Source organism: Lysinibacillus sp. OL1 (assembly GCF_004332175.1).
Classification (GTDB): domain Bacteria; phylum Bacillota; class Bacilli; order Bacillales_A; family Planococcaceae; genus Lysinibacillus; species Lysinibacillus capsici.
The window spans coordinates 1-25,723 of record NZ_SJDS01000018.1; the positions used below are offsets into that span (position 1 = coordinate 1).

Genomic DNA, 25,723 nt, shown 5'->3' on the forward strand with positions numbered 1-25,723 from the left:
TCAAAAAATATCTTGCAATTGTTGAAGGGTAAACAAAATTCCTTGTTCAACAAACGTGGTGCTTTAATTGAATAGATGAATGATGTATCCATCTCATACGAGGTGGTCTTTTTTATTTATACATTGCCGAAAATTAACAGTATTGTATTGTTTTTTGGGAAATGCTTTTTTGTTTGTTTTACCAAATAAGACTCATGGAAATCAAATTATAGGTCGTTTACGTTCGTTTAAGATGGTTATTTTATTCAAGGTTATTATACTCATACTTTGATTTTAAATGGCTTAAGACGTATGGAGGCTTAGAATATTTTGTTTATCATAAGAAGTAAAGATTAAATTCTGATGCTATTTATGCAGAATTTTATACATGCTGCGATTGGTGATCCAATCGAAAAACATTGTTAAATCAACGATGTATAACCTATGGATATTTATCGCGAAAACTCCAAATCTATAAAATTACAACAGTCATTGTAGCGAGGATGTTCGGGGGCATTTCCCATTTTGTATACAGCTTGGGCTTTTTTTACGAATAAGACTAAATATGTATGAACGTGAATAAAACCTTTTTAAAACCTTTTTTTAGGAGGTTGTTAAATCAAATCGAAATTCCCCTTTATAGAGTGTTGCAACAAAATATTGCATAACTTTAGGAGGAACTATCTTATGGCTACAAATTATACTTATTCAAGCGAACTTTGGATGATGGGTCGCCCCTTCGTTCACATGATTAAAACACCTTTATCTAACATTTGCACAGAAACAATCTGTAAACCCTTAACGAGTACATCGTATTATGGTATCAATGGCGGTTTTTTACAACACTCAATCTTACGATCAAACACCTACATCTTCTAGCTCTATCTGTGTTGACGTTAATGAAATTGGAAATTCAATTACTGTGAATGGTAAAACATTCGCAAAAAACCATAACTATAACTTAAACGCTTCAGGTAATCAAACTGCTAAAAAAACAATGGTGATTTACAAAGATGCAAATGGCTCATAAAAAGCTACCTACCGTAACAGCTTCACGTTATACAATCTCAAATGAGTTCCCGAAATTTGAATAAATTATCGGTGGAACATCTTATACATTAGCAGATTGGGGCGAAAAGGCGTATTACGCTCCACTTCCTCGTACAGTATTAGCTTGGAAGGGTGCAAATGCTTATTTCTTATACCGTAGCGTCGATGATGTAGGCAATCTATATGAAACAAAAGACAAAAAAGATCGTGTTTATGGTGCTGGTGGTAGATTACTAGAAACACTCTTACAAATGACTGCCCACTTGAAAATCCAGCATATAGGTATGCAAAGAAAGATGCTGAGGTTTTCATATTAGGTGAAATACCTAGAAATGCTATACTATTCATAAAAAGGGAAAGTGTCTTTAAATTATGAAAATTGATTATGGAAGTGGTTTTGATTGTTAAATATATGCGAATTAAAGTTTTAGTCGAAACAGGACTTTTATTATTGGTTGAAAAATGTATTTGGATATTCCAAAATGGAGGTAAACAGTGGTAGAGAGTCACGCAAGGACTAGTAATAGTCTATTATACTATAAATGTGATAATATTGAATTTTTAAAAGGTTATGGACAATTATATACAGAATTTGATGATGGCGTTGCAACTAGGCAGATCAACATAATAAATAATGATATATATAGTTCTTCATCATTGCACGATTGGAACGAAGATGTTGGATCTTTATTGTATGACGGACATATCGAGAGTTTAGATTTAAGCGATAGTGTACCTATTACTCAATTAGAATTTGAGAATAAATGGCAGGAGGGAATTGTAGCTAACAATTCTCACATAAACTACTTAAAGGGTGATGCTTCTCTTCCTTTCGAAGAACATACACTCATCATTCATGTTGTTAATATTTTAGGAAAATGGGGAAAAGGCTTTGTTTTATCTTTATCAAAGCAATTCCCTTTTGCCAAAAATGAATATATAAAATGGTCGAAGGATAAAGAAACTTTTGGGTTAGGAGAGGTTCAGTTTGTATGTGTAGACCAGCAGAAAGCTACTTTTGTTGCCAATATGCTTGCACAACACGGTGTGAAGAAAAATGATAAAGATCGTACAACCTATATTGATTATGATGCGCTTCGTTTATGTTTAAGAAAAGTTGCGAGATTTGCATTAAAAAATCGATTATCGATACAGATGCCTAAAATTGGTTCAGGTTTAGCAGGAGGGGGTTGGAGAGAGATTGAAAAAATAATAAATGAGGAATTGATTTATTATAAAATTAAATGTACTGTTTTTGAATTGTGATAAATTAAATAAAAGTTAGGGGTGGCATCAATGGTAGATACAAAATTGAGGGAGCGAGTGTTTGACACTTTATACGGCGGGATTATTGGTGATCTAATGGGCGTACCTGTTGAGTTTAAACAAAGAGGAACTTTCCATGTGCAAGATGTGATGGGGTATGGTACTTATAATCAGCCACCTGGCACTTGGTCTGACGATACTTCGCTAACACTCTGCCTGGTCGAGAACATTATTGAAAATGGGGATACCAAAACATTAATGAACAAATTTGTACAATACATGGAGCAGGGCTATCTTACACCATTTGGCGAAATGTTTGATATTGGAATAACTACAGCAGAAGCCGTTTCCAACTATAAAAAAGGTGTTCCGCCAGCACAATGTGGTAAAACGGGCGAGTTTGATAATGGCAATGGTACACTAATGAGGATAGCTCCTTTAGTATTCGTGGTCATGCATGAGTTAGATTTTGCTAAAAGAAAAGATTTAGTACATCAATATACAGAGATTACTCATGGTCATCCGCGTTCCATAGTAGGATCCATTATTTACATTGAGCTATTATTAAGCTTATACCGAAATAATTCACTAGAAGTGGCCTTAAAAGAGGTTTTTGAACTACTTCAAAATAATTTACAACATGAAATGAAAGCAGAGTTAAATGCTTATGCAAGGATTTTTCATGAAAACTTTTTAAATACGCCTGAAGACGAGATTCAATCAAGCGGCTATATTGTTCATTCATTAGAGGCGGCCATTTGGTGCGTAGGTAATTCTACAACATTTAAAGACGCCATTCTGAAGGCAGTTAATTTAGGAGAAGATACGGACACAGTTGCAGCGATTACAGGATCGATAGCGGGTATGTATAAACAGTTGGATGAAATTCCAGAAGAATGGTTGGATAAAATTGCTAATAAACAAAAGGTAGATGACTTAATCCTAGCATTTTATGAATTTTGTACAGCCCAGATGTGAAAAAAATATAGAGGAAAGGACGGTGACGAAATGTTACCTATACATAATAGCTATACGGCATATCCTCCAGCAACAGATCGCCAAATTTTACACATAGAAAATAAGTTGAATTGCCAACTTCCGAGTGCGTATACACTTGTATTAAAGGAAAGTAACGGTTTATCGTTTACGAATGGTGTGTTCATTTATGGTACAGAGGAAGTAATAGAAAGAAACCAGACTTGGGAAGTGGAGGAATATGCAAAAGGCTATATTGCAATTGGTGATGATAGTGGAGGAATGGTCTTTTTAATGGACATAAAGGCAGAGGATTATCGTGTTTTAGCAGTAGATAGTGGTGATATGAACCCGGAGCATGCAACATTGATTACTTGTGATTTATGCAAGTGGCTACAAGAAGGATGTCAGTATGAGTAAGAAATATAAATGAAAGGCTTCTTCCTACTAGAAGGAAGGAGCTTTTTATTTGTTTCTATGTCTAGTTTTGGAGAAAAATAATTGAAAATAAAGCAAAATTATTACGTATTCTATTATTTTTTGAATTTTTTAGAAAATAATGTTGAATTATTGGAGAGTGGTAGTATAATGAAAATATAGTTACATATATGGTTAATAATTCCTTATTAAGAGGAATTATTGGCAAAAAATAGTGACTATAAACTTAAAAAATGAAGAAATGAGGCGATTTTAATGATTAACATGATTCAGTATTTAGAGCAAAATCCGACGTTGGTGACATTGTTAAAAGAAAAAAAAGCTTCTCTCATTGGTGTAACAGCATTAGAACAAAAGGCAATATTGGATTCGTTTGATGAAGATGTATGTTTAGAAAATCGCGTTTGGTACTAAAATATTTAAAAAATAAATGGTTTGGGCTTGCTATAGGATTCTATTTAATTTCAGGTATTTATTTACTTTATATTACTTATAGCACGCCCTTTTTAAATATAGAATTAGAAAAAATAAATGATAATTGGACAATAACGGATTCTTACTATAAAAATTGGGCGTCTAAGCATAAAATTGTTCCTGGAGATATTGTTTTATACGTTGATAATGTTAAAATAAGTAATTTATCTTATATATCCTTTGATTCTGCCATAAGAGCAGCGAAAGAAATTACAATTCAAAAGTCGGATGGAAGGATAGTCTCTATACAGATAAAAAATCTAGATATTCCTCAACAATTTTACTATTTATTGATAATACCAGCTTGTTATTATTTTCTAACATTATTCATTACAATATACTTATATTCTAAAAGAATTAACCAAAAACTTACTAATTTACTTATATTATTTATTCTAAGTGTTTCTTTAGCCTATGTAAGTATTGGTGCTTCAGGACGTTTAGATAATATAGGTATGATTATTAATCGTAGTAGTTTACTTCTGTGTTTAGTCATTTTATTGCTCTTTTTAAAAGAATATTTTTTGTTTTTAGATATAAAGTGGTTATTCTTAAAAAATATAAGAAATTTCTTTGTTTTACCTTTTTTGGCTGTAGCAATGAGTGTTTTTAGTATTTTTTATCCATCAATTAATCCGATATTATCTGAATTGATACTATGGCTATTTTTTCTATTAATACTATTGAATCTTGGAATTTTAATTGTAGGTTTTTTTAAGTATAAATCTTCCCATCTAAAGCTTTTATTAATGAGTATAATTATCCCATTTCTGCCTTTTTTATTTTTATATGCTTTACCTCAAATTTTTGTCAATGAACAACTACTTTCTGCTGATATTTGTTCATTATTTCTTTTACTAATTCCATTCAGCTTCATTTTTACACAACTCACTGAACGTATTTTTGATATGGAGTATTTCATTTCTCGATTGCGTTATTATTTTAATTTCTCATTTGGCTTTACGATATGGCTGTTAATCGGTTTATATTTATTTGCAGATTTATCAGTTTCGCGTATGACAGAGATTTTCTTTTTTGCCTTTCTATCGTTAATGGCGTTGTTCTACATTAAAGAGCGGATTGATTATCGTAAGCGGAAAATTTTATTTTCTACAAAAGGCGACTACATCCACCGTTTGTATACGACCGTTGAGAGTATTGGTAGAGTGGTGAAGATTGAGGACTTATTGGAGAAATTTGTACAAGAGGTTGTGGTGCAGCTTGAAATGGAAAGTGTGTATGTGCTCACATATGATTTTCAAACACATCAAGTTACCTTAACCAATAAATCCAAAGAATACACGCAGCATCAAATAGATGAGGTACTAGTCGAAAGATTAGGCTTGGGAGATATAAAAAAGACAGATCATTTCTATATCGCCTTTATTCATCAGGATGTGAACTTTAAACGAATCCTTGTTGTGGATCATAATAAAACGATTTATCTCAAGGACGAGGAACTGCTATGGCTAGAATTATTGCTACTCTATTTAAATAATTTTATCGAAAACACAAAAATGGTTGAGGAGCTTTTAAATCAGTTAAAGCATATGAAAGAAGCTGATAATCGACAGCTACCATGGCTCAATAAATTGCTTTGGCTAAGGTTTGAGGAAGAAAAATATCAGTTAGCACAGGAACTTCATGATACGATTTTACAAGAGCAACTGCACATTGCAAGGGAAATGGATGTCCTCATGCATACAAAAGAAAAAGAGGAGATCCCATCTAAACTTATAAAGCTTCATGAACATATGATTATCTCTCTGAATGATTTGAGGGGCTACTGCGAAAACTTAAAGCCACCTCTATTAGATACATTGGGCTTAAATGCAGCCCTTGAAAAATTAATACAAAAAATTCATAAACGGGCTAATTTTGTTTTGATCTATACAATTGACCGCCTCTATTTAGAGGATGAGCGCTTAAATTTAATGATTTATCGGCTGTTCCAAGAACTATTAAACAATGCGTTAAAACATTCCTATGCTAATACAGTTGAAATACATTTACTAGGCACCGAAGAGGGATTCCAAATTTTGTATAGCGATGATGGTGTTGGTTGTAATATAGATGATATTCTACTTGCCGATTCTATGGGCATACAAGGCATGCAGGAGCGCGTTCAAGCTTTTAATGGGAAATTCGCATTAAATAGCAAAGTAGGAGAAGGGATGACGATTCGTATCCAAGTAAGTGAAACCCAGCATACGAATCCCTATACCTATAAGACCCTGACCCGACCAACTTATATGATACGAGGATAACCAGATGAAGCGGAAGCAAAAGTGCATATATTTTTTTAATACCTTTTAATCTCTTCGTAGAGGCTACGAATGTGGGTTAGAAGGCTTTTGTTTGAAAAGTATTTTATTTATAATCAAAAATAATAAAACGTTATCAAAAAAATATTATTTGTTAAATAGTAAATCAGGAAAAAATACACTTTTTAGAGTATTTACCTAATATTCAAGGAAATTATGGCCATATGACCGATATAATCAGGAGAAGGATTGAGGAGGTCAATAGATTTGAATAAAAAATTATTTTTAACAGCAGCAGCTATTCCTGTAGCACTTATCGTTCCCACTGTAGCAGGTGCGGCCGAAACAGTTTCAGTCACTGGTGAAAATATTGTCAATGCAACATTAAAAGTAGAAAAATTACCAAATGATACAATCGTCAATGCCTATCAATGGTATTATCTAGAGGAAATTACTGGTGATGAGGGTTCAACAAATAAGCCCATCTCTGGTGCAACGTCTATTTCCTTAAAAGTGCCTGTTGAAGCAGCTGGAAAAAGCATTTTTGTGGAAGCAACTACGACAGACGGTAAAAAATTTAAAAGTGCACCGCGCCATATTGAGCCATTAGAGCTCGATATCACCATCCCAACGTTAGAAGGTCAATCCGCTGGTTTTGTAGCACCTGGAGAAACAGTGAAAGTAGCTGGTATTACTGTCACTGATAAGAATGGTGCAAAATTGCAAAGTGATCAAATTACATATAGTTATCAATGGTTTTATAAATTAGGTGATACCTCCTTTACGATCATAGAGGGTGCTTCAGGTAGTACATATACGATTCCGAAGGATGCCATTGAAAAGGATATTCAAAATATTGCTGTCACCGTCAAAGCAAAAGTGGGTCTTTCTTTTGCGGAATCTAAACTATCTGATACCATTACTGTCTCTAAACAACCCACTGATACTTTAACGAAAGAGATTAAAGCTTTACTGGTCAATGATAATAAATACAATGTATCAAGCTTAGCAGAATTTGGTGCTAAAGTTGCGGAACTAGAAAAAAACTATCAATCCTTATCAGCGGCAGCTAAAGGGAATGTGTCTAATTATGATGTCTTAAAGCGAGCACTTGCTGATGTTGAATTAATAACTAAGTTAAACGAAAAATGGAGCAAAATAGAGACTAGTAATGAAAAAGAAATAAAGGAACTAGAAGAGGCTTATAATAAGCTAGATCTGTTACAGCGTAGCTTAGATGTAGATGAGACCCTATATAAGAGCATTAAAAATCTATTAAACGAGCCAAATGATCTTGAAGAGATAAAAGAAGTGAGAAAACTCAATCAAGCTATTCTTAATTTATTATCCTATGAGAATTCACTTGTGAAATATGTAGCTTCGGATGTTGATTCCTTACAAGCGAGCGTAAAGACAATCGAAGCAGATATTGAGAAATTATCACAAAGCTTCCGAGCCGCTGTTCAAAACCAAGCAATTTTGTCTGAGGCTAAATCGGATATTAAAAAGGTCGAGCAATTCATTAAATCATTTGATAAATTAGCTACAAATAGTACGCCTAATAAACAAGTGACGACTGCTAAATCAATCCGTACAGTCTATGAAAAATTAACGTATAAACAATTAAAATTAGTGCCAGATGTGTATGTGCAGCGTTTGACTACAGCAGAACGTGCAGAAGAAAGCCAAATTATAAATTTAAATAATGTTATAGATAGCTATATTAGCGATGATGTTTATCCGTTCAATCCGTCTGCTGGTTCATGGCAAAGTCATGTCAATAATGTCAATCAAATGATCAAGGAATATAAGAGCTTAACGAAAGCCTCAGCAGCACAAATTATTGGCTACGATAGTCTTGTTGCCTTACAGAAAGATTTAAAAGCAGCTGAAAAAGTAATTAAAGATATGGATGCCTATCAAAAGTTATCTGCAACAACTGGTGTAAAGGAAAGTAAACTTAATTCAAGCTATACAAGTACTTTAAAAGCTTATAATAATCTTACAAATTTACAGCAATCACTTGTATATAATGCTGAAGAATTTTTACTAAACACGCCAAAGATTTCAGTTGATGGCAATGGTAAAGTGCCTACTGATAAAGCAGCAGCAGAGGCGTTAGTGGCGGATATTGCCAAATTTGCGGATGTTACGAAATATTCATTCAATCAATTAGAAACCGCTGTTAATACAGCTTCTGAATCCTATAAAAAATTGTCTTCAGCTGCAAGAAAATACGTGACAAATTATTATTTATTAACAGCAGCAAATAAGGATATTACAGGTGTGAAATCCTTCTATAAAAAAATACAGACCGCTAGAGAAGAAACAGATGCTGCGAAAAAGGCTAAAAAAATTGAAACAGTGCAAAAAGCTTATGCGAAATTACCTGCGAATCAGCAGCATTTAGCAAAAGAACAATATGAAGCTTTATTAAAAAATCAAAATATAGATGAAAATGCATCGAAAATTACACAGCTAAATAATGATATTGCCACAATTGTTTCCAGTAATCTCTATGTCGTAACGATTGAAAGTATTAAAAATCTTTCGACACAATATAGTAGCCTTAGTTCAAGTGAGAAAAAATTGATTACAAACTATGATATTTTAAAAACTGCGCTTGCTGACGTGAAAAAAGTGGAAAGCTTTATGAAGACCTATGAGAAATCCTTTGCTTCAAATCCAAGCACTGTGATCAAGGCATATGAAAAGCTTACATCTAAACAAGTGAGCCTGATTGATGCAGGAACTAGACAATTGATCATTGATAAGCAAAAAGGACAACAGCAAACGAATGAAAATGCATTGTCATTAATTGAATCCATCAATTCACTTCTTGTAAAAGGTGAATATATCAATGGTTTACAGGAGAAAGTAAGTGAAATCCGTAAAGCCTATGATGCTCTGAGTGATGCTGATAAGAAGGTTGTTAAAAATTATTCGAAGCTCACGCAAGCAGAGGGTGATTTGAAGAAGGTTGAAGAGGTCCATGCTATATACGAACCAGCAGGGAGCAGTAATGATGCTGCACGTAAAGCATGGCAAACAGCCTATGGAAAGCTCTCTAAAAGATTAGAGTTACTCTATACAAACATGTATCCAACCGAGCAATAATTGTTACTTCCAGATGGCCTCGAACAGTTTTCGAGGCTTTTCTTTATACATAAGATTTGTCTAGTAATTTGATTGTCCGCTATACTATGTACAACAAAGGAAGAAATTTTTTACATAAGATTGTAGTTTCACAAAGAAGGTAGGAACAAAAGATGTATAAAATAGGTGTTGTTGGTCCCATTCAATCCGTTGAAAGAATTATTGCCTTAGCACGAGAAATCGAACAGGATATGGAATTTATTCCGTATATATATGAAGTGGCGACGGAAACAAAGCATCTTGTGGAGACACATAATCAGGCTGTCGATTTCTGGTTGTTTTCTGGTTACATCCCTTATAAACTTGCCCGCCAAACGAATGTATCCCAAGATAAATTGACCCATATTATTTTTTCCGAAGCGGCTATTTATCGGGGTTTTTTAGAACAATCCTATCAGCAAAAAAAGTTTATAGAAAATGTTAGTATCGATATTATTCCTTCGCCTTCTCAAATGGCTTCAGAAAGTCTTGCAGAGATTCGGCATAATGTCCACCATATGTATCTAAAGGAATTTGATGTCGCTATTGATCCACAAGAGCTATTTGATTTCCACTATAGCCTTTGGCAGGCGGGCAAAATTGATTTTGCGATTACTTGTTATCCCTCTGTTGATGAAGAGCTGAAGAAACGTGGTGTGCCATCTTATTGGGTTTCCCCAACAAAAACAGAAATTTATCATACAGTTCAACTTTTTACAGAGAAGATCAAAACGTCCTATTATAAAGAGACACAAATTGGTGCAGTCATGCTTGAAATTAAGGACTTCGATTCATTAAAAGAGCGCATGAAGCAAGGCTATCGTATTCAATATTTAGAATTGCGCACGAAGGAAAATCTACTACAGCTCTGTGAACAGATTGATGGCTCTCTTATTGAAGAGGGGAATGGTAAATATACGATCTTTAGTACAAGAGGTGCGATTGAAGGGCAAATACGATTTTTACAGGAAAAAATGTATCAGTTGTCGATTGAAATGGAGACAAAGGTGACAGCAGGCATTGGCTTTGCTCAAACAGTGTTCAATGCTGAGTTACATGCTCACCGAGGACTAAGACAGACGAAGGAAAACGAGGCTATTGACATCGTGATGATACAGGATGATGGCACCATTATTGAATCGGTAGGGCATGTAGAAGAGCTATCCTATTCCTACCGAGCAGAAGACCCTTATATTTTAGAAAAACTAAAAAAAGGGAATATTAGTATTAAAACCTATATGAAAATCCATGCACTTGTACAAAAAATGCATTGGAAGCATTTTACGACAAAGGATTTAGCGACACAACTGCAAATGAGCGAGAGAAATGCCCAACGAATCGTAGCAGATTTATGTAATGTAGATTTAGCGAGAATTTGTGGAGAAGAATTACAGCATACTCGAGGCAGACCTATTAAAATGTATCAACTTGTCTAAAAACAAAAATGTCCCAAACCAATAAATGGTGTGGGACATTTTTTTATGCTTTTTGAAGCCTTAAATACTGATAAATCACTAAATTCAGCGGTTATTTAGGTACATAATATGGATTTACGAAGACGATTATCTATTAGAAATTTTCAAAAAAATATTGTCTTTTTATTGAACTTTGATTATTATACGAATATATAACGAAAATGTCGGTATATAAAAGGGGATTTACGGACAAGGGGGCAAGCATATTCAAGAATAGTCGTGGCAATAAAGAGAGGATTTCTATATATGGGAGGGATATGTATGACAACAAATGAAATAACGAAGAAATCTAGAAATGTCATCCTTGCACTTTTATTTTTAGGCTGGTCTTTAGGGAATTTAGATCGCTATATTATGAACTATGCAGTGGTTTCGATTACAGGAGATTTGCAACTGGATGCATCTTCAACGGGTATTATTTTAAGCGCTTTCTTTTTAGGCTATGCCATTATGCAAATACCGGGTGGCTGGCTTGCCGATAAGTTTGGCGCAAAACGAGTTTTATTGATGGCTGTTATCATGTGGTCTATTTTTACGGGCCTAACAGCTATTGCTTGGTCTTTAACAGCGATGATTGTAATTCGTTTTTTATTTGGTATTGGTGAGGGTGGTTTTCAGCCATCAAGCTCTAAAATTATTGCTACGATTTTCCCAAAAGAGGAAAGAGGTAGAGCGATGTCCATCATGCTTACTTCTGGTGGCATTGTTTCACTCATCGTCCCTTTGCTAGCTGCTTATCTATTAGGAACGATTGGCTGGCGCATGATGTTTATCATCATTGGAGCAATTGGGGCCATAATTGCCTTTTTATATTGGAAATACATTCAACTCCCGCAAGATGAGGCAGCTACTGCTGGAACAGAAAATACTACGAACAAAGTGAATTTTAAAGAGTTATTGAAAACACCCCTAATGTGGAATTTAATCATTGCTTATTTTTGTATTTATGCAGTGAACTGGGGATTAGTTTCTTGGATTCCAACATATCTTCAAAAAAATCGAGGCTTGGATTTAATGTCCATTGGTTGGGCGCAAACAATACCAGCTATTACAACGATAATTGGTGTATATGGTAGTGGCTATATCATTGATAAGCTACCAAAAGGTATGGAGAAAGTGTTAGGCTCTATTTCCTGCGCAGTCATTGGTCTTTTATTGTATTTAATGTTTACTGCCAAAACAGTGACGTTATTTATTGGTTACCAAACAGTCGTTTCGATCTTTATTGCGTTTGTCATTACATTACTACCTGTTATTGTGCTCAAGAAATTACCTTCCTCTATCACAGGTTCTGCAATGGGGATTGCCAATACAGGGGGACAATTAGCAGGGTTTGTTACACCGATGGCAATTGGATTTATGGTTGATGCCTTTAATGGCTCCTTTGATGCAGCCTTTTGGATGTTAATTGGCTTTGCGCTTATCTGTATTGTATCGCTTGTCACATTAAACGACCAAAAAGGAACATTATTAAAAGCATAATGAATTTGGAGGGACAAATATGAGTTATCATGAAAAAATTTCAACATTAATTGAAGCAAAACAGCAAGCTACAGTAGCATTAAGCGATGCGATTTGGGCTGTGCCCGAGCTTCATTTTCAAGAAAAGAAATCGATGGAATATATGAAACAGGCACTAGAAAAAGAGGGTTTTCAAACAGAAGTCGGTGTTGCTGCTCTTGAAACAGCGCTTGTTGGAACGTATGGTTCTGGTCAGCCTGTCATTGCCTTTTTAGGTGAATATGATGCGCTTCCAGGCTTGAGTCAAAAAGGTGGGGCGACACAACATGAGCCTCTTGTTGATGGTGGAAGCGGACATGGCTGTGGTCATAATTTATTAGGTACTGGCGCATTCGCAGCTGCTGTTGCTGTAAAGGATTATTTAGAGCAAAATCATCAGTCAGCAACAATCCGTTTTTACGGTTGCCCTGCAGAGGAGAATGGATCTGGTAAAGCTTATATGGCAAAGGCTGGCCTTTTTGATGATGTTGATATCGCGATCTCTTGGCATCCAGGTACGTTTTCGACTGTGATGACGTGTAGTTCTCTAGCAAACTATGCCGCAACGTTTAAGTTTACGGGCAAAAGTGCTCATGCCGCAGCTGCACCACATCTTGGACGAAGTGCTTTAGATGCTGTTGAGCTTATGAATGTTGGGGTAAACTACTTACGAGAACACATCATTCCAGAAGCACGTGTGCATTATGCCATTACTAATTCTGGCGGAACTTCGCCAAATGTCGTTCAACCATATGCAGAGGTAACGTATCTAGTTAGGGCACCTAAAAAGCAGCAAGTGCAGGAAATTTATCAGCGCGTTGAGAACATTGCAAAGGGTGCCACAATGATGACAGGGACGTCAGTGGACATTGAGTTTGAAGGTGCTGCATCAAATCTTATTACAAATAAAACACTTTATGATGTGATGTATCAACAAATACTTGAAATTGGTATGCCAGACTATACAATAGAGGATGAACAGTATGCGCAGGCAATTTTCAATACGTTTACACCAAAAGTACAAGCAGCTTCATTAGTGGGCTTACGCAGAGAAGATGCCAAGCAATTACAAGGCAAAGTGATTGCTGATCATGTTCCAGGCATGCTACCTGAATTTATTATGGGTGGCTCTACAGATGTTGGCGATGTTAGCTGGAACGTACCAACCGTACAGTGTACAACTGTATGCATGGCATTAGGGACACCATTACATACATGGCAGGTAGTGTCTCAGGGAGTGACCCCAATAGCGCATAAAGGAATGCTACAGGCTGCTAAAATTATGGCTTGTACAGCCTTAGCGTTGCTGGATAATCCTCTATACATTGAAAAAGCGAAAAAGGAATGGCAAGAACGTCTAGATGGTGAAACATATCAATCTTTAATTCCAGAGGGAACACAGCCACCTAAGCGCTAACAGGATAGAGTCTTCATAGGAGAACTATGAAGGCTCTGTTTTTGCCTCATTTTGAAAGGAGAACGCGACATGTCAACACAACCCAATCATCAGCATCATCTTCTAGCACAGTGGGTATCACAGTATCGTGTAGCTACCAAAGAAGGGCAATGTGCTAATTATATCCCTGCTTTAGCCAAAAAAGATCCTAATCAATTAGCTGTGGCGATTGTGGGGACTGAAGGCCACGAAATCAAAGCGGGAGATACCGAAGAACTATTTACCCTTCAAAGCGTTTCCAAGGTTATTACCTTTATTTTAGCCTGTATGGATCGAGGCTTACCATATGTTTTAGAAAGAGTAGATGTTGAACCAACAGGAGATACCTTTAACTCAATTATTCGCTTAGAAAGTCATCAGCCAGGTAAACCCTTTAACCCGATGATTAATGCTGGGGCTATTACGGTATCCTCCATGTTGGCTGGTCATTCTCCGCAAGAGAAGGTCACAAAGATTCTACAATTTTTAGAACAAATCATCGGCAAGCAATTGAGTATCAATGAAGAAGTATTCCAGTCAGAGTGGCAAACGGCTAATCGTAATCGAGCATTGGCCTATTACTTAATGGATTCAGGGTTTTTAGATTGTCCAGTAGAGGCGGCACTTGAGGTTTATTTGAAGCAATGTGCAATTGAAGTCAATGTATCAGATTTAGCCATGATTGGCCTAGTTATTGCGAATGATGGCTATCACCCACTGTTAAAGAAACAGCTATTCCCAAAACAAGTGGCAAAATTAGCGAAGGCTTTAATGGTAACGTGTGGTATGTACAATGCCTCAGGGAAGTTTGCGGCATTTATTGGCCTCCCTGCCAAAAGTGGTGTATCAGGTGCGATTCTTGCGGCTGTTCCAGGACATGCAGGCCTGCACTCGCCGTTTCCTACTGGCTGTGGTATCGGAATTTACGGACCAGCGATTGATCCAATAGGAAACAGTGTGGCAGGTGTACAGTTGCTGAAACAGCTAGCAACAGAATGGGATATGACTATTTTTTAATAAGTGAAGATGATTTCAGCGCTTAGTCTGAAGTCATCTTTTTTTCATTTTATAAATAATAAATAAAGCGATAAACCAAATTGGTGTTAACAGCAGTGCTGTACGCGTAGCCTCAGAAATAAACATCACCATTAATAAAAAGGCGAAAAACGCAAGCACGACGTAGTTGATAAAAGGAGTCAGTGGTGCTTTGAAGATGGAAGCTTCATGTAAAGCACGTTTTTTTCGTTTGTAGATGATGTGAGAAATGATGATAATGCTCCACACCCATATAAAACAAATTGCACTGATTGTCGTCACAACACTAAAGGCATTCTCTGGCATCAACTTACTTAACAGAGCACCAACTGATACAACAATAGCAGAAATAACGAGAGCATTACTTGGCACACTGTTTCTGTTGAGTTTTGCGAATGCTGCAGACGCCTGTTTATTGTTACCAAGATTATAGAGCATCCGACTTGTGGAGAATAACCCACTGTTACCTGCTGAAGCCGCTGAAGTAAGCACAACAAAATTTATAATACCAGCAGCAATCGGGATACCTGCTAATGTAAACACTTGGACAAAGGGACTGCTTGAAGCAGACATTTCATACCATGGGTTAATACATAAAATGACAAATAATGCCCCTACATAGAAAAGCAAAATGCGAAATGGAATTTTATTAATGGCAGAAGGAATATTTTTTTGAGGATCTGCGGTTTCAGCTGCTGAAACCCCCACTAATTCCACTCCAACAAATGCAAAGACTACCATTTGGAAGGCCATTAAAAAGCCGTATATACCATTTGGGAACATGCCTCCATGTGCCCACAGATTTTCAACTGATACGGTCCCTGAGCTAGTTTGAAAGCCAGTTACTAACATAATAAGACCAATAATAATAAGTGCGACAATCGTAATAACTTTAATAATAGCGAACCAAAATTCTAGCTCACCAAAAAGCTTAACGGTTAATAGATTTAGTAGTAATAACAATACAAGGCAACCAATGGCTGGCACCCATTGTGGGAGATCAAACCAATATTGTGTATAAACCCCCACCGCAATAATGTCTGCCATTGCGGTCATAATCCAACAGAACCAGTATGTCCAACCTGTTACATAACCTGCCCAAGGCCCTATGTACTCGGATGCAAAATCCGTAAATGAAGTGTAGCCTGCGTTGGATAGTAACAATTCACCTAAGGCACGCATCACAAAAAATAGCGCTGTCCCCACAATTAAGTAGGCTAGGATGATCGAAGGCCCTGCTAAGGCAATGGCTTTTCCAGAGCCTAAAAATAAACCAGTCCCAATTGTTCCGCCAATGGCAATAAGCTGCACATGGCGATTTTTTAAATCTCGTTTTAATTGTTGCTGTTCCACGTTAATCCCCCTCAAAGATGCATAAAAAACTATGACTGGAAAAATAAAAAGAGACTAGTTGTGACACTAGTCTCGGAAAAACGTCAGAATAACAAATATCATTTACTCACAGATGTCTACATGAAATAGGTTAAATATTTTATGTAGCATCGCTTATAAAAGCTGTATTACTCCTCTGTCCTTTTGCCTGAGATAGTGAACCCTTCGGCGACGCAATGTGCGCTCTCTCCAGAACTGCTCCTGCTATAGTTTGATCCATAGCATTCATAGCTTATTAACTTGATAATCAATTATTATTGTAAGATATTATACATCCTAACAGTGCTTCTAAAATTATTCAACAATAAATTTTGACTATTTTCAGAAAAATAGAAGAATGGGGTTCGTAACAGGCATATCTCTAACGAAAAATAGTATTTTTGGTCATACAAAGTGTTTCGTGAAGGGGTTTTTAATATGAGATGGATTATTGGAAGATTGCTCAACATAGCTGTCGAAGTGCTCAAACATAAGTGAAAACCGCTCCAAAAGAGTGTGGAAGTGCTCAAACAAATGAAAAGGACGCTCAAAAAAGTGGACGAAGCGCTCATTTTTATGAGGACCCGACTCAAGTAGCGAACTCGTTCAAAGTAGACTTTGTATCAAAAAGGGGATTATAATGCGTTTTGTTGCTTTACTTTTTTAATTTAATGACATGAAGCTCGTACAGCATCATTTGAAATAGATATAATATAGTAGAAACTCTGAATTTTTTAAAAAAGAAGTCGTCTCATAGTACTTTGAGACGACTTTTTCTGATGAGAGCATTAATATTTTTTTGCTTTTATTTTACCTGTCCAAGTTTTGAAACCACCTTGAAGTTGGTAAATTTGGTTGTACCCACGTTTTTTAAGAAATAGTGCAGCACGTGAGCTACGGCCTGTATTTTGACAGTATAGATATACTGGTAAATCTGGGCGAATTTCTTTATAACGTTGACGTAGTGTTGTCGAAGGAACATTTCGTGCACCAAGAATGTGACCAGCATCAAATTCTTTTTGCTCACGAACATCGATCAGCTGGGCTTTACGATAGCCTTCTATGAATTGCTCTTGTGTTAGGTTGGTTACGGCTTTTTTGAGTCGTAGTGCATTAATTCCGATATATGCAATTGTGACTACTAAAACGACACCGATTGTGATAAGTATGTCCAAGATTTTCTTACCCCTTTCTATCTTCTCTATTATTATAAAAGATGCGCTAGCGATAGTCCAATGAGTTTGATAAAATTAACTAGGTTGTAGCGAAATCGCTTTTTTCGTTACACAAGCAATCGTTCGCAATTTGAACTGTAGTATACTATTCGTTAAAGTTGACCCACAGGTGGGGCCTGATGGATCATTTTATATTTGTAGGAGATGAGCATATGACAACTTGGTATTTTTTAAATTCAGGGAAATGTAGTCCTTCTTTTAATATGGCACTAGATGAAGCCTTACTTGATTGGCATAGTGAGGGGTTAATTCCACCAGTAATTCGTTTCTACGAGTGGGAGCCTGCGACATTATCCATTGGTTATTTTCAACAAGCTAAAAGAGATATTAATTTAGATGCTGTGCGTGAACAAGGCTTAGGTTTTGTACGTCGACCAACTGGTGGACGAGCTGTCCTACATGAACATGAGCTAACTTATAGTGTCATTGTGACGGAAAGCTATCCGAATATGCCAGAATCTGTGACAGAGGCATATCGTGTGTTAAGTGAGGGAATTTTGCAAGGTTTCCATAACCTGGGTATGGATGCCTATTTTAGTGTACCTGATACAGAGGAGAAAAGAGCGGACCTGAAGAGTCCAAAAAGTGCTGTTTGCTTTGATGCACCAAGTTGGTATGAACTTGTCGTAGAAGGGAAAAAAATAGCTGGAAGTGCTCAAACACGTCAAAAGGGTGTCATTTTACAGCATGGCGCCATTTTATTAGATTTGGATCAAGAGAAATTATTATCCGTATTTAATTTCTCCAGTGAAGAAGCGAAGAATCGTATGCGTAGAAAGCTACCAGAAAAGGCTGTTGCCATCAACAGTCTTGTAAAAGAGCCAGTGACAGTTGAACAATGTGTGACAGCTTTTAGAGATGGTTTTGCAAAATCGTTGCAAATTGAATTAAAACCATTTACACTTTCTGAGGAGCAATTAGAATATGTCCAAGCTTTAGAAGAAAAAAAATATGCTTCAGATGAGTGGAACTTTAAAAAGTAAAAAATGGTATGAAAAAAATATTTTTTAACGTTCAATCCTAGTCATAACAAGTAGTTCTGAATCTATTAAAAAAAGCAAGAGTTGAATTAAAAAACTATATATAGTATCTTTTTTAAAGACATATACACAATATGTAGTGTTTAACAACACGAGATATTGTGTATTTATTTTGTAATGAAGAAAATAAGGGAGGCAAAACGATGGTACTCACAAATCATCAACCCGAAGTAAACAATCAATTTGAACAGTTAAACAAAGATATTGAACAATTCCCGCAGGTACATCCCGTAACATCTGATATGCATATTACACACAAAGGTGTATCGAGACTTGTCATGATCGATCGCTATTCGTTTAAAGACACAGAAAAGAAAACATTGAAAGCCGGCGACTTTGTTGTATTAACGGTAAAAGCTGATCCGAAATTTCCTGCACGTGGTTTAGGGACAATTCAAAAATTGGATATTTCTACAAAAACAGCAGAGATTTTGATTGAAGAAGATTATCGTAGCGCATTAGACGATCCGCAAGAGCAAGAAACGGGTGTGATTACGCGTTCAATTGACGTGCTAGAAAAGCCTCTTGAGATATATTATGAACAAATTGCAAAACGAAATGCAACGGGCCTTGCCGCTGTTGAAAAAACACCAGAAAAACGCCAAGAATGGTTTGAAAAATTTTATGAGCAATTAGTATCCTTGAAATTCATTCCAGCTGGACGAGTGATTTATGGAGCTGGATCTGAAACTGATGTAACCTTCTTTAACTGTTACGTGATGCCATTTGTCGCTGACTCTCGTGAAGGTATCAGTGATCACCGTAAGCAAGTTATGGAGATTATGAGCCGCGGTGGAGGTGTTGGAACAAATGGTTCAACATTACGCCCACGTAACACATTAGCTCGTGGTGTAAACGGTAAATCATCTGGTTCTGTATCCTGGTTAGATGACATTGCTAAATTGACACATCTTGTGGAGCAAGGTGGATCACGTCGTGGCGCACAAATGATTATGCTAGCAGATTGGCATCCAGATATTGTGGAGTTTATTATTTCCAAAATGCAAAATCCACGTATTCTGCGTTACCTGATCGAAAATACAACGGATGAAACAATCATCCGTCTAGCCAAAGAAAAATTAAACTTCAAGCCACTTTCTATGCAAGAAGAAGCGATGTATCAAGGCATCGTGAATTATAAAAACATTGAAGGCTTAGGTGGATTTGATACAGCGATCATTCGTGAGGCTGAAAATAAATTACGTGATGGTGGCACGTACACTGTTCATAACCCAGAGTTTTTAACAGGTGCCAACATTTCTGTGACATTAACAAAAGAATTTATGGAAGCAGTTGAAAAAGATGCTGACTTCGAGCTTCGTTTCCCAGCTGTTGAAGAATATACAAAGGAAGAAATGAGCGTTTACAACACGAAATGGCATGAAGTTGGTGATGTTCGTGAATGGGAGAAAATGGGCTATAAAGTCCGCACATACCGTACAATTAAAGCAAAAGAGTTATGGAATTTAATTAATGTATGTGCAACATACTCAGCAGAGCCAGGTATTTTCTTCATTGACAACGCCAATGACATGACAAATGCAAAGGCATACGGTCAAAGTGTTGTAGCGACGAACCCATGTGGCGAGCAACCACTTGCACCATATTCTGTGTGTAACTTAGCTGCTGTGAATTTAGCACAGTTTGCGAATAAAGAAAATCAATCAGTTGATTACGAAGCACTACGTGAAACAGTTCGTGTTGGTGTTCGTATGCAGGATAATGTGATTGATGCGACACCTTACTTCTTAGAAGAAAACCGTGTACAAGCTCTTGGTGAACGTCGTGTTGGATTAGGCGTTATGGGCTTAGCCGATTTGCTGATTTACTGTGAAAAAGAATACGGTTCAGAAGCAGGGAATGCGTTAGTCGATGATATCTTTAAAACAATCGCTGAAACTGCGTATGAGGCGTCTACAGAGCTTGCGAAAGAGCGTGGTAGCTTCCCGTTCTTAGTAGGTGCTACAGACGAAGAAACAGCACGTTTACGTAAAGCCTTTACAGAGACAGGCTTTATGCAAAAAATGCCTGCTCATATCAAAGAGCAAATTTTAGCGACTGGTATCCGTAACTCACATTTATTAACGGTTGCACCAACAGGGTCCACAGGAACAATGGTAGGGGTAGCAACAGGTCTTGAGCCATACTTCTCCTTCACGTACTATCGTTCTGGTCGTCTAGGTAAATTCATTGAAGTAAAAGCTGAAATTGTCCAAGAATATTTGAACCGTCATCCAGAAGTAAATGAGCAAGAGCTTCCAGAATGGTTCGTTACAGCAATGGAGCTAAAACCAGAAGCGCATGCGGATGTGCAATGCATTATTCAAAAATGGATCGATTCCTCTATTTCTAAAACTGTAAACGCACCAAAAGGCTATACAGTACAGCAAGTTGAAAAAGTGTACGAGCGACTATATAAAGGTGGCGCTAAGGGTGGTACGGTCTATGTTGACGGTAGCCGTGATTCACAAGTACTTACACTAAAAGCAGAAGAAAATGATATGGATCAACTTTCATTTGAAGAGGAATTGGTTGAAGAACATACAAAACGTCCAGTCGTATTAGTAGATACGATTCAAGCGTTAGAGTCAACAACTGTTATTGGCTCAGACGTTGGGAATACATGCCCAGTATGCCGTAAAGGCACAGTCGAAGAAATGGGCGGCTGTAATACATGTACAAACTGTGGCGCACAGTTGAAATGCGGTCTATAAATTAAATTTAATAACAGTTGTAACTTTTTACCCCTTTAGATTAAGATAATCTAAAGGGGTATTTTTGTGTAAATGGGAATATTTACTTATTAATTTAGATAAGAAGTATTGAAATGAGAAGGGGGATGGAAGTATGGATGTTTCACAAATAGTTGAAAGAATTGATGAACTTTTTAATGTAACAAATCAGGAAATCTATGCTAATGAATCTGGGGTTACATACAAGGCAAATAAAGAAGTGAAGAAAATAGGATACTGTGTTAACCTAACGCTTGAAACGATAGAGGAAGCAAGAATTCATGGAGTGGACATGATGTTAACACACCATGATGCATGGGATGAAATCTATGGATTAAAAGAGGCATGTACTGAAAAACTAGCAGCGAACGGTATAAGCCATTACTATAATCACTTACCACTTGATGACTGTAACTTTGGCACAAATGATAGCTTATTAAAAAAATTGAATTTAGAGATTATTAAAAGAACCCATGAATGGGAAGGACTGTTCTTCGGTAGAATCGCTCAATATGAGAAAGAAATTGAATTTAAAGATTTCGTAACAAAACTTGAATTTTTACTTGAAGAACCCGTTAGATTTTGGCAGTTCAATAACAAAATGGTGAATCGAGTAGGCTTAGTCTGTGGAAATGGAGGCACAACAGCTTGCCTGAAGGAAGCGGTTGAAAATAAATGTGATGTATATATTACAGGTGAATGTAATTTATATACAATTCAATATGCTCAATTTAAAGGAATAAATCTTATCATTGGAAGCCATACCTTCACAGAATTCTTTGGCATTCAAAGTTTAGCATTAAAATTGAATGACAATAAAAAAGAACTTGAAGTAGTGAGACTAAATGAAGAACATTATGAAGCGAATATTAGAATAAAGCTTAAGGAGACAAGCATATGACGTTATATTCTGTCCTAGTGGCGAACAGTGCTTTACAAACAGTTGATTGTACAGGAATTGCTGAAATAACAGTAAGAGAATTAAAAAAATTATATCCAATTACAGAGAGTACACCAACACAGTCGTGGCATTTGATGGATGATGATGCACGAGTTTTACATGCAGCAGATGAATCAGCTTTTGAAAATTTGAATATATTTGAATGGAATAATCCACCTTATGACTTAGGGCTTTATAATGAAAAATCCTTTGTATACGGCATCGAGGGAAATTGGGGTCCTCAATTTTTAGAAGATTTTTTAAGTTATTTGAAGGAACATATACAACCAGAGCAAGGTGCTGAATTAATTAGGTTCTGGGCAGGGGATTATGATAAAAAACTAAAAATCCGTCGAATTACGATGGATGACCTTGAATTGCATCACCTTGAAAGCTTAAAGAACGAGGAATACATACGTGTCGCTTTTGTATAGCTACCTCTGAATGATAGAACTCCACATAATAAACAAGCAAAAACAAAGCAATAGATGAAAAGGCAAATCAAGCCCTATTTCCAAATTCAGAAGATGAGGTAGAAATTTTATCAAAAGAAGTAGATGAATTATTTCAGGATAATTAATCTTAACTATCTACATTTAGCAAGACAAAATTGATTAGCCTCATTCATAGAGTGGAAGAGGTTAGAAAATAGGATAGGTATTGTTTCTCGCCATTATCAAATCCACCTCCAATAATATAGCGGTAGGTTGGAGGGAACAGATACCTAATTGAAAGCTGTCATTTTGTTTCAAAACGGCAGCTTTCTTAGTGTTGAAAAATAAAACAGTCAATTGAAAGGTAGAAATGGATTTCCGTTGCAAGCTACTTTCTTTCCTGTGGGCGACCGCCAAGCCGCTTCCTCCGCTACCGCTCCGTTTAGTGTCTCGCCTGTTTCTCTATCCCACGGGAGTCAAGTAGCCTTCCACTCCAACCCATCAAAGTGTTACCTTTTTAGCGAAAGTTTTTTAGTAAATTGAAGGTGTTCACTACTCTTTATGAAGTGGTGTTGCCAAGCATCACATCTCCACATTGAAAATAACCCTCTAAGAATATAGATAATGGGCGATTTGATCGCTCCACTACTATGAAAAAAGTAAAGACATTTTGCAGAATAGTTGATTGGAGTGGAGCCAGCGTCACTCCTAGGGGATTTAGCGTCACAGATGAGACCCTGCAGCGAACGGAAGTGAGTGAAGCGGCTCATGGGACGCCCCTTGGAAAGGACGCTGGCGGAACGGAAATCAACCTCTCACCTTGCAAAGTTACTTTTTCTGCTGTTGACATCATCTTTTTTCAACAACATGAAAGCTGTCATTTTGTTTCAAAATGGCAGCTTTTTATATACAGCACAATCAAGGGATTACAACAGGAAGGTCTTTTTATTTGATGATAGATTTTAGAAGGAGTATTCTTCAAAATGTGGAATTAAAATAAAGTTCGCTAAAAAGATGCATTTTACTATTGTCGATACTCAGTTTTAGTGGTTTGGCACATCACTTTATTAATCATTACATGTTTGGAAACAGAATGAACAATAAAAGGAGAGAAAAACATGAGTATAGAAATTTTTAATGGAGAACGATCTGTAGAGAGTGTGCAATTTGAAAAATTATTGTTTTCACAAAGTAATAAAAAGAGCTTTTCTAGTATTGAAAATGCTCAACAATTTATTAAGCAAAGAGGAACAGAAAATATTCACCCCTATGTGATTGGGGAGGATGTCAATCTTTTAAGCGCTTTGAAGGAGCAAACATTCGAGGATATGCAGGTTTTTATTTTAAATGACCAAAAGTCTTCATCACAAATGGTGATTCTTTATATTCATGGTGGAGCTTGGACGAATCAACCTTTAAATTTACACTGGTTGTTCATGGATAAAATAGCACAAGCCTTAAATGCAAAAGTTATTGCGCCTATCTATCCAAAAGTACCTCATTTTAGCTATCAAGATACGTATCCAAAAATGCTCAGCTTATATAAAGAGATTTTAGCATCTATTGAAAGCTCTAATCAATTAACCATTATAGGAGATTCAGCAGGTGGAAATATAGCACTCGGTCTCATTCAACTGTTGAAGCAAGACCGTCTGCCTCAGCCGCAAGATATTATTTTATTGTCGGCATGTGTTGATATGAGTTTAGAAAATCCACTTATTCAGGAATATGAAGAAAACGATCCCATGTTAGCTAGTGAAGGGATGGAAGTCATAACAAAAATATGGGCAGCTGATAAAGCTCTAAAGGATCCAATAATTAGTCCAATTTACGGCGATTTTCAAGGAGTTGGCAAGATTACTCATTTTATTGGGTCCCACGAAAGCTTATATCCAGATGCAATACAGTTTGATGAGAAGCTAACAGAACAAGGCGTTGCAATCAATACCTTTGTTTATCCTAAGATGAATCATGTGTTTGTTGTGATGCCGATCCCTGAGGCAGTGGATGCGCAACAAAAGATTATCAATATCCTAAGTAAATAATTCACAGAAAAACGTGTTTTGCTCCATTCAAAACACGTTTTTTTCTCTGTACATTTTTAGCAAGGTTTATTTATCTGTAGATATTTGAAAAATATAATTTGTGAATTGCAGAAATCGCAGAAGGATTTGTCCAAATTAGTTGGTGTCTCAAAACAATCAATCACTGCAATTGATTTGGGAAAATTTAATCAATCATTGAGCTTACCTCCAATATTTTAAAAGCTCCTGAATATGATGGGTGTTTTTACAGCCCTACTAGTAAGTAAAAAAAGATTCTAAGTAAGCTAAGTTGTACGTTTAACCCCTTTGGATAGGCCTATCTAAAGGGTGTTTTTTATTGTTCGCCAGAATCTTTGAGATTACCACTTATTCCTTGATAACGACCAGTTGTCGATAATCCATTTACAACATGTATGGAAAAATTTATAGTGAGGCGTAGAAAGGACAGTGATCATATGAAGGTGGAAATATCGATTGACCCTACATATAAAGAACCTAAAGTAATCATTCTCACAGATAAAATGACTGATGACATTGAGCATCTTATGCAAATTATTACTACGACAGCGGAAAGCACTTTATTAGCTTTCTCTCATAAAGGCGTTGAATTGATCGATAGTAAGGAGATCGTGCGTATTTATACAGAGCAAAAAAAGGTTTGTGTCCAGAGTATGCACGGTGTTTATACGGTACGTTTGCGTCTTTATGAGCTGGAGGAAAAGCTCAATCCTCAAATGTTTCTCCGTATTTCAAATGCTGAAATAGTCAATCGCTACATGATCAAGCATATGGACATTAGTAGAACAGGTACAATCGGAGTTGAATTGAAGAATGGCACGAAAACATACGCTTCTAGGCGTTATGTAAGCAAAATTAAGAAGCAATTAGGAATCTGAGGTG

Annotated in this window: 20 protein-coding genes and 1 riboswitch; of the genes, 18 read left to right on the forward strand and 2 right to left on the reverse strand. The window is 36.4% G+C overall.

From position 1 onward, the window contains the following. Positions 1–796: 796 nt before the first annotated feature. From EW028_RS22095 to EW028_RS22145, 11 genes are all read left to right on the forward strand, one after another. Complete coding sequence (locus tag EW028_RS22095; RefSeq protein ID WP_131522427.1) at positions 797–1,009, forward strand: hypothetical protein; 213 nt, start codon at positions 797–799, stop codon at positions 1,007–1,009. Positions 1,010–1,524: 515 nt separating this feature from the next. Beyond that, the gene (locus EW028_RS22100) at positions 1,525–2,295 is read left to right on the forward strand and encodes a macro domain-containing protein (protein ID WP_131522428.1); all 771 of its coding nucleotides are present in this window, start codon (positions 1,525–1,527) and stop codon (positions 2,293–2,295) included. A gap of 30 nt (positions 2,296–2,325) precedes the next feature. Next, the gene (locus tag EW028_RS22105) at positions 2,326–3,273 is read left to right on the forward strand and encodes an ADP-ribosylglycohydrolase family protein (RefSeq protein WP_131522429.1); all 948 of its coding nucleotides are present in this window, start codon (positions 2,326–2,328) and stop codon (positions 3,271–3,273) included. A 30-nt stretch (positions 3,274–3,303) separates the two neighbouring features. Continuing rightward, positions 3,304–3,690, forward strand: coding sequence for an SMI1/KNR4 family protein (locus EW028_RS22110; protein ID WP_131522430.1), 387 nt, complete (start codon positions 3,304–3,306; stop codon positions 3,688–3,690). 273 nt (positions 3,691–3,963) lie between these two features. Continuing rightward, on the forward strand, positions 3,964–4,122 hold the full coding sequence (comX, locus tag EW028_RS22115; RefSeq protein ID WP_131522431.1) for a competence pheromone ComX: 159 nt from the start codon (positions 3,964–3,966) through the stop codon (positions 4,120–4,122). Further along, the gene (locus EW028_RS22120; RefSeq protein ID WP_227745004.1) at positions 4,095–6,449 is read left to right on the forward strand and encodes a sensor histidine kinase; all 2,355 of its coding nucleotides are present in this window, start codon (positions 4,095–4,097) and stop codon (positions 6,447–6,449) included. Before comX ends, EW028_RS22120 begins: the two co-directional genes overlap by 28 nt. A gap of 264 nt (positions 6,450–6,713) precedes the next feature. Further along, entirely contained in the window at positions 6,714–9,563 is a 2,850-nt protein-coding gene (locus tag EW028_RS22125; protein WP_131522432.1) for a hypothetical protein, read from the forward strand. A 152-nt stretch (positions 9,564–9,715) separates the two neighbouring features. Then, positions 9,716–11,017: a hypothetical protein gene (locus EW028_RS22130; RefSeq protein ID WP_131522433.1), complete on the forward strand. Its 1,302-nt coding sequence runs from the start codon at positions 9,716–9,718 to the stop codon at positions 11,015–11,017. 300 nt (positions 11,018–11,317) lie between these two features. Further along, complete coding sequence (locus tag EW028_RS22135; RefSeq protein ID WP_131522434.1) at positions 11,318–12,538, forward strand: MFS transporter; 1,221 nt, start codon at positions 11,318–11,320, stop codon at positions 12,536–12,538. A 19-nt stretch (positions 12,539–12,557) separates the two neighbouring features. Beyond that, complete coding sequence (locus tag EW028_RS22140; protein ID WP_131522435.1) at positions 12,558–13,973, forward strand: M20 family metallopeptidase; 1,416 nt, start codon at positions 12,558–12,560, stop codon at positions 13,971–13,973. Positions 13,974–14,042: 69 nt separating this feature from the next. Further along, positions 14,043–15,008 carry a glutaminase gene (locus EW028_RS22145; RefSeq protein ID WP_131522436.1) on the forward strand — a complete coding sequence of 322 codons (966 nt, stop codon included), beginning with the start codon at positions 14,043–14,045 and terminating at the stop codon, positions 15,006–15,008. Positions 15,009–15,041: 33 nt separating this feature from the next. On the opposite strand, the gene EW028_RS22150 is transcribed toward EW028_RS22145, so the two are convergent. Together EW028_RS22150 and EW028_RS22155 are read right to left on the reverse strand one after the other, a co-directional pair. Beyond that, positions 15,042–16,379 carry an amino acid permease gene (locus tag EW028_RS22150; protein WP_131522437.1) on the reverse strand — a complete coding sequence of 446 codons (1,338 nt, stop codon included), beginning with the start codon at positions 16,377–16,379 and terminating at the stop codon, positions 15,042–15,044. 165 nt (positions 16,380–16,544) lie between these two features. Next, a riboswitch (glycine riboswitch) is annotated at positions 16,545–16,621 on the reverse strand. Between the two features lie 564 nt (positions 16,622–17,185). Further along, positions 17,186–17,572, reverse strand: a complete 387-nt coding sequence (locus EW028_RS22155) for a rhodanese-like domain-containing protein (protein ID WP_004231073.1) — start codon at positions 17,570–17,572, stop codon at positions 17,186–17,188. 212 nt (positions 17,573–17,784) lie between these two features. Here EW028_RS22155 and EW028_RS22160 point away from each other — a divergent pair, with 212 nt between their 5' ends. From EW028_RS22160 to EW028_RS22195, 7 genes are all read left to right on the forward strand, one after another. Beyond that, positions 17,785–18,615: a lipoate--protein ligase family protein gene (locus EW028_RS22160; protein WP_048392686.1), complete on the forward strand. Its 831-nt coding sequence runs from the start codon at positions 17,785–17,787 to the stop codon at positions 18,613–18,615. 200 nt (positions 18,616–18,815) lie between these two features. Further along, on the forward strand, positions 18,816–21,386 hold the full coding sequence (locus tag EW028_RS22165) for a vitamin B12-dependent ribonucleotide reductase (protein WP_131522438.1): 2,571 nt from the start codon (positions 18,816–18,818) through the stop codon (positions 21,384–21,386). Positions 21,387–21,519: 133 nt separating this feature from the next. Further along, a complete protein-coding gene (locus EW028_RS22170) occupies positions 21,520–22,305 on the forward strand; it encodes a Nif3-like dinuclear metal center hexameric protein (protein ID WP_131522439.1) in 786 nt (261 codons plus the stop codon). Next, entirely contained in the window at positions 22,302–22,778 is a 477-nt protein-coding gene (locus tag EW028_RS22175; protein ID WP_054549155.1) for a hypothetical protein, read from the forward strand. The genes EW028_RS22170 and EW028_RS22175 overlap by 4 nt, the downstream gene beginning before the upstream one ends. 650 nt (positions 22,779–23,428) lie before the next feature. Then, positions 23,429–23,731: a hypothetical protein gene (locus EW028_RS25710; RefSeq protein WP_227745005.1), complete on the forward strand. Its 303-nt coding sequence runs from the start codon at positions 23,429–23,431 to the stop codon at positions 23,729–23,731. A 165-nt stretch (positions 23,732–23,896) separates the two neighbouring features. Beyond that, positions 23,897–24,823, forward strand: a complete 927-nt coding sequence (locus EW028_RS22190) for an alpha/beta hydrolase fold domain-containing protein (RefSeq protein WP_131522440.1) — start codon at positions 23,897–23,899, stop codon at positions 24,821–24,823. Positions 24,824–25,236: 413 nt separating this feature from the next. Continuing rightward, on the forward strand, positions 25,237–25,719 hold the full coding sequence (locus tag EW028_RS22195) for a LytTR family DNA-binding domain-containing protein (RefSeq protein ID WP_227745006.1): 483 nt from the start codon (positions 25,237–25,239) through the stop codon (positions 25,717–25,719). The last annotated feature ends 4 nt before the right edge of the window (positions 25,720–25,723 follow it).

Excerpts from the sequence above, each read along its gene's own strand:
- EW028_RS22095 (WP_131522427.1), top strand. The coding sequence starts at position 797 with ATGGTATCAATGGCGGTTTTTTACAACACTCAATCTTACGATCAAACA.
- EW028_RS22105 (WP_131522429.1), top strand. The coding sequence starts at position 2,326 with ATGGTAGATACAAAATTGAGGGAGCGAGTGTTTGACACTTTATACGGC.
- EW028_RS22110 (WP_131522430.1), top strand. The coding sequence starts at position 3,304 with ATGTTACCTATACATAATAGCTATACGGCATATCCTCCAGCAACAGAT.
- comX (WP_131522431.1), top strand. The coding sequence starts at position 3,964 with ATGATTAACATGATTCAGTATTTAGAGCAAAATCCGACGTTGGTGACA.
- EW028_RS22120 (WP_227745004.1), top strand. The coding sequence starts at position 4,095 with ATGTTTAGAAAATCGCGTTTGGTACTAAAATATTTAAAAAATAAATGG.
- EW028_RS22130 (WP_131522433.1), top strand. The coding sequence starts at position 9,716 with ATGTATAAAATAGGTGTTGTTGGTCCCATTCAATCCGTTGAAAGAATT.
- EW028_RS22135 (WP_131522434.1), top strand. The coding sequence starts at position 11,318 with ATGACAACAAATGAAATAACGAAGAAATCTAGAAATGTCATCCTTGCA.
- EW028_RS22140 (WP_131522435.1), top strand. The coding sequence starts at position 12,558 with ATGAGTTATCATGAAAAAATTTCAACATTAATTGAAGCAAAACAGCAA.
- EW028_RS22145 (WP_131522436.1), top strand. The coding sequence starts at position 14,043 with ATGTCAACACAACCCAATCATCAGCATCATCTTCTAGCACAGTGGGTA.
- EW028_RS22160 (WP_048392686.1), top strand. The coding sequence starts at position 17,785 with ATGACAACTTGGTATTTTTTAAATTCAGGGAAATGTAGTCCTTCTTTT.
- EW028_RS22165 (WP_131522438.1), top strand. The coding sequence starts at position 18,816 with ATGGTACTCACAAATCATCAACCCGAAGTAAACAATCAATTTGAACAG.
- EW028_RS22170 (WP_131522439.1), top strand. The coding sequence starts at position 21,520 with ATGGATGTTTCACAAATAGTTGAAAGAATTGATGAACTTTTTAATGTA.
- EW028_RS22175 (WP_054549155.1), top strand. The coding sequence starts at position 22,302 with ATGACGTTATATTCTGTCCTAGTGGCGAACAGTGCTTTACAAACAGTT.
- EW028_RS25710 (WP_227745005.1), top strand. The coding sequence starts at position 23,429 with ATGAAAAAAGTAAAGACATTTTGCAGAATAGTTGATTGGAGTGGAGCC.
- EW028_RS22190 (WP_131522440.1), top strand. The coding sequence starts at position 23,897 with ATGAGTATAGAAATTTTTAATGGAGAACGATCTGTAGAGAGTGTGCAA.
- EW028_RS22195 (WP_227745006.1), top strand. The coding sequence starts at position 25,237 with ATGGAAAAATTTATAGTGAGGCGTAGAAAGGACAGTGATCATATGAAG.